This is a genomic window from Dolichospermum sp. LEGE 00240, assembly GCF_015207875.1.
GTDB lineage: Bacteria > Cyanobacteriota > Cyanobacteriia > Cyanobacteriales > Nostocaceae > Dolichospermum > Dolichospermum gracile.
The window spans coordinates 1-4,496 of the sequence record NZ_JADEVZ010000140.1 but is presented as its reverse complement, the minus strand read 5'-3'; the positions used below and the strand labels follow the sequence as shown (position 1 = coordinate 4,496).

The 4,496-nt window shown below is 35.1% G+C and carries 3 protein-coding genes; 1 reads left to right on the top strand and 2 read right to left on the bottom strand.

What is annotated here, in order from left to right; genetic code table 11:
* Positions 1–587 precede the first annotated feature (587 nt).
* Together IQ226_RS24360 and IQ226_RS24355 are read right to left on the bottom strand one after the other, a co-directional pair.
* Positions 588–851: a DUF4351 domain-containing protein gene (locus IQ226_RS24360; RefSeq protein WP_041457907.1), complete on the bottom strand. Its 264-nt coding sequence runs from the start codon at positions 849–851 to the stop codon at positions 588–590.
* Positions 852–919: 68 nt separating this feature from the next.
* Positions 920–1,804 carry a DUF4351 domain-containing protein gene (locus tag IQ226_RS24355; RefSeq protein WP_193899675.1) on the bottom strand — a complete coding sequence of 295 codons (885 nt, stop codon included), beginning with the start codon at positions 1,802–1,804 and terminating at the stop codon, positions 920–922.
* Between the two features lie 547 nt (positions 1,805–2,351).
* Between IQ226_RS24355 and IQ226_RS24350 the strand changes: the two genes are divergently transcribed.
* Positions 2,352–4,424 carry a UvrD-helicase domain-containing protein gene (locus tag IQ226_RS24350; RefSeq protein ID WP_228039656.1) on the top strand — a complete coding sequence of 691 codons (2,073 nt, stop codon included), beginning with the start codon at positions 2,352–2,354 and terminating at the stop codon, positions 4,422–4,424.
* Positions 4,425–4,496 lie beyond the last annotated feature (72 nt).

The following is a 4,496-nucleotide window of genomic DNA, read 5'->3' as shown; positions in this document are numbered from 1 at the left end:
AGGATTTTCAGGATGTTGTTTTGATATTTTTTGTTTGGTGTTTGGTAATTGTCTGAATCAGGATTTTCAGGATTATAGGATTTACAGGATGTTGTTGATAAATTTTCTGTTTGGTGTTTGGTAATTGTCTGAATCAGGATTTTCAGGATTATAGGATTTTCAGGATGTTGTTTTGATATTTTCTGTTTGGTGTTTGGTAATTGGTAATTGTCTGAATCAGGATTTCCAGGATTATAGGATTTTCAGGATGTTGTTGATAAATTTTCTGTTTGGTGTTTGGTAATTGGTAATTGTCTGAATCAGGATTTCCAGGATTATAGGATTTACAGGATGTTGTTGATAAATTTTCTGTTTGGTGTTTGGTAATTGGTAATTGTCTGAATCAGGATTTCCAGGATTATAGGATTTACAGGATGTTGTTTTGATATTTTTTGTTTGGTGTTTGGTAATTGGTAATTGTCTGAATCAGGATTATAGGATTTACAGGATGTTGTAAAAAAATAGTCGGTTTCAACCGACTTTAGCTTTTAGACAGGGAATTTATTCCCTGTCTATAATGATGATAAAATGACCAATGTTGGGGATGATTAATCTTGATTTGAATTTAACCAAGTTCCCAAATCATTGATATTTGAAAAGTCTAATAAAGCATCTGCTAAATTATCCAACTTTTCAATATTCAAAGTTTTGATTCTATCAACCAATGATGAATCTAATTCTCCAAACCGACGATTAAGTTGACGGATAATTGTCCGTTGTTCACCTAATTCTCTACCTCGTTGTTCACCTTCTTTTCTACCCTTTTCTTCGCCTTTTTGCAAAATATCTTGATAAATTACTGATTCTCGCATAATATCCTCGTCTTATAGAGAAAGTCCGTTTTAACGGACTCTCATAAAATTACAGTTGTTAGTGTTGATTAATTTTGACCTTCATGTTGATTGTCATTTAACCAAGTTCCCAAATCATTGATATTAGAAAAGTCTAATAAAGCATCTGCTAAATTATCCAACTTTTCAATATTCAAAGTTTTGATTCTATCAACCAATGATGAATCTAATTCTCCAAACCGGCGATTAAGTTGACGGATAATTGTCCGTTGTTCACCTAATTCTCTACCTCGTTGTTCACCACGTTTCTCACCTTCCTTTCTACCCTTTTCTTCGCCTTTTTGCAAAATATCTTGATAAATTACTGATTCTCGCATAATATCCTCCCTAAGTAATTGACTAATCAGTTGTTTCTCAAACCGTAAACCTGCTAAAATCTCAGTACAGGCTACAATATCCCGCTTGATTTCTATTTCCTCAATTTTAGCAACACTTTCAGCAACCTGCGATAATAAACTTTGAGGTGCATTTGTGCGGGTTAATGGTGCTAATGGTAAAAGTGCGGGATTATTAAGAAATAAAACAGGGTCTTGTTCCCACATTCTAATTACTTGATAATGGTGGGTAGTATTTACATCTTGGTAAACATTGATAAAAGCATTTTTATCTTCTGTTTCCTGGAGGAAAATTACGACTTGGATAATGGTACATTCGGGATATAGTCTTTTTAACCGAATATAATAATCTAGGACGCGGAAAGGAATGGGTTTTCGAGAAGTTGATAGTGTCTGAAATTCGATGTGTAAAATTTGGTTTTTACTTTTCAGAAACGTGACAAAATCAGCACGAATTGGTTCAATACTCAATTCGGTTTTTAAAACTTTGACGCTTTGTGGTTCTTCTGGTAGTAACCACCGGGCAAAATCAAGAGGATATTTTTCAGCTAATAGCTTACAAACGTTGTCAAAACTCACGGTTTTATCAGAATTTGTTGATAAATTATTATAATAATATAAATTGGGAATGGGGAATTGTCTGAATCAGGATTTCCAGGATTATAGGATTTACAGGATGTTGTTGATAAATTTTCTGTGAATATTTGACATTATAAAATACTTTTACCTTAATAGTCAATTCATGATAATAGCCAGGGAATAAATTCCCTGTCTAAAAGCTAAAGTCGGTTAAAACCGACTATTTTTATTGGACATTTTCTTATTTATTCTCTAAACAATATCTTGTACATCCTCAAATCCAGGTTATCCTGATTCTGACATTTTTTAAATAAACTTTAATAATTGTCATCTATTTTAATTTTTTGTTATAAGTTATACTATTACCAATATTTCACCAATATGGAGTATAATTTGATTATGTTAAAAAATATGCTACTTCCATAATTGTGGACTCTTAAAAATACCTAATTACACCAATTCCCAATTCCCATCAAGTATGAAATTTGAGATTATCCATAAACCCACATTTACAAACCAACTCTTGGTTATTCCTAAAGAGTATGTCATGCAAATATTGGAGAAAATCCAAGTCTTAGGTGATGATCCCAAACCTCACGGGAATTTGAAGAAAAAACTACATGGTTATCAGGGTAATATTTATCGGTTGCGGTCTGGAGATTATCGGATTATTTATACTTATGATGATGGCTGGGTGGCGTTGTTGGGTGTAGATGCTCGTAAGGATGTATATAAAGGTGATAAATTAGTTGCGGAAATAACGGAGTTTGATGTTAACACGCTACCGGATATGGAATCACTGCTAACAATGAAACCTAGTCATACTCCTGTTAATGGTAAGGCTTCATCTGCTGTTAAACAAACGCAAAATTTACTACCAGTAAAATTAACGGAGGATTTGCTGCAAAAGTTGTTAGTAGCTAAGGAATTTTGGGAGAATTTAAACAATTGTCAAACCTTGGATGATTTGACTACGGTGGATATTCCTGAGAGTTTGCGCGATCGCTTATTTGATTGTATCTACTCTCCCAATTTTGATTTAGTTATCAGTCAACCGAGTTATCGCACAGATAACACTGATGATTTATTAAAATTCGCGGAAGGTTCATTATTAGGGTTTCTCCTCAAACTTAACCCAGAACAAGAAAAGTATGTTAATTGGGCAATTAATGCTTCTGGACCGACATTATTAAAAGGTGGCCCCGGTACAGGTAAAAGTACAGTTGCACTTTACAGAGTGCGGTCTTTATTGGAAACGCTAAAAGCTAATGGTGTCAAGGAACCCAAGATTTTATTTACTAGCTATACAAACGCCCTAATTACCTTTTCTCAACAATTGTTAACTAGTTTGTTGGGGGAAGATGTACGCTATGTGGAGGTGAAAACAGCAGATGCGATCGCCTATTCTTTATGTGGTCATAGTGATAATTCTCAATACACATTAGCTGCTAATAATCAACTGCGAAAAACCATGCAGCAAGCTTTAAGCAATGCTATTAATTCTCTCACGGGCAACTTATTACAAAAGCAGGCACAAACCCAAACTTTAAAACGCCTCAATATTGATTATCTCATAGATGAAATTTGCACAGTTATAGAAGCCAGAAGAATTAAAACTTTAGAAGAATATCAAGCCACATCGAGAAATGGTAGATCAATTTCTCTGAATAAAACTCAACGGCAAGCCATTTGGCATTTGCGTCAACACTTTTATCAACTATTAGAAAAACAAAAATTAGAAACTTGGCATCAATTACGGACTCGCGCTTTAGAAACACTGCAAGAAATGAAAAAACCACCAATTTATGATGCAGTAGTTATTGATGAAACCCAAGATTTAGATCCTAATAGCTTACGATTGCTAACTCAATTATGTCGTCATCCTAATCGTTTATTTATTACTGCTGATGCCAATCAATCAATATATGGTAGCCATTTCCGTTGGAGTGACATTCACCAAGATTTAAAATTTGTCGGTCGAACAGGAGTATTACGAACCAACCACCGCACCACCCGCGAAATCAATGAAGCTGCACATTCATACTTAGAAAATAGTATTTTAGATCAGGAAGAAACTACCAATTTCCAATCCTCCATTCCCAATTCCCCACCCAGAGAATACATTCACAACGGACCACCACCAGCAGTTCGCGCTGTTAATAGTGTTGCTGATGAAAATCAACTACTGATGCTTTTTTGTAAAGAAGCTGCCCGTGAATTTCGATTAGGGATCAATGCCTGTGCTATTCTCACACCCACAGAAATATCTGGCAAAAGGATTGCTAATCAACTGTCATACTTGGGGTTAGAGGCAAATTTTATGTCGAGTAAAGATTTAGATTTAAATCGTAAAGGTGTAAAAATAATTACTCTCAAATCTGCTAAAGGGTTAGAATTTCCGATTGTTGCGATCGCTGGCTTTTTAGATTCTTCCTATCCCAAAATACCCAAAGGTACGCTAGAGGATGCAGTAGCGGAAATTCTGGCCCGTGAACGCCGTACTTTATTTGTAGGTATGACTAGGGCAATGCGGGCATTATTAATGATAATTCCCGCAAATAATCGTTCTCCTCTCCTCGATAACTTCGACCCACAATTTTGGAATCTTGGCAATAGGTAATTGGGGATTAATTTTGATGTTGATTTTTTTGATTATAGCAGGGAATTCCCAATCCCCCATTCCCAATCCCCC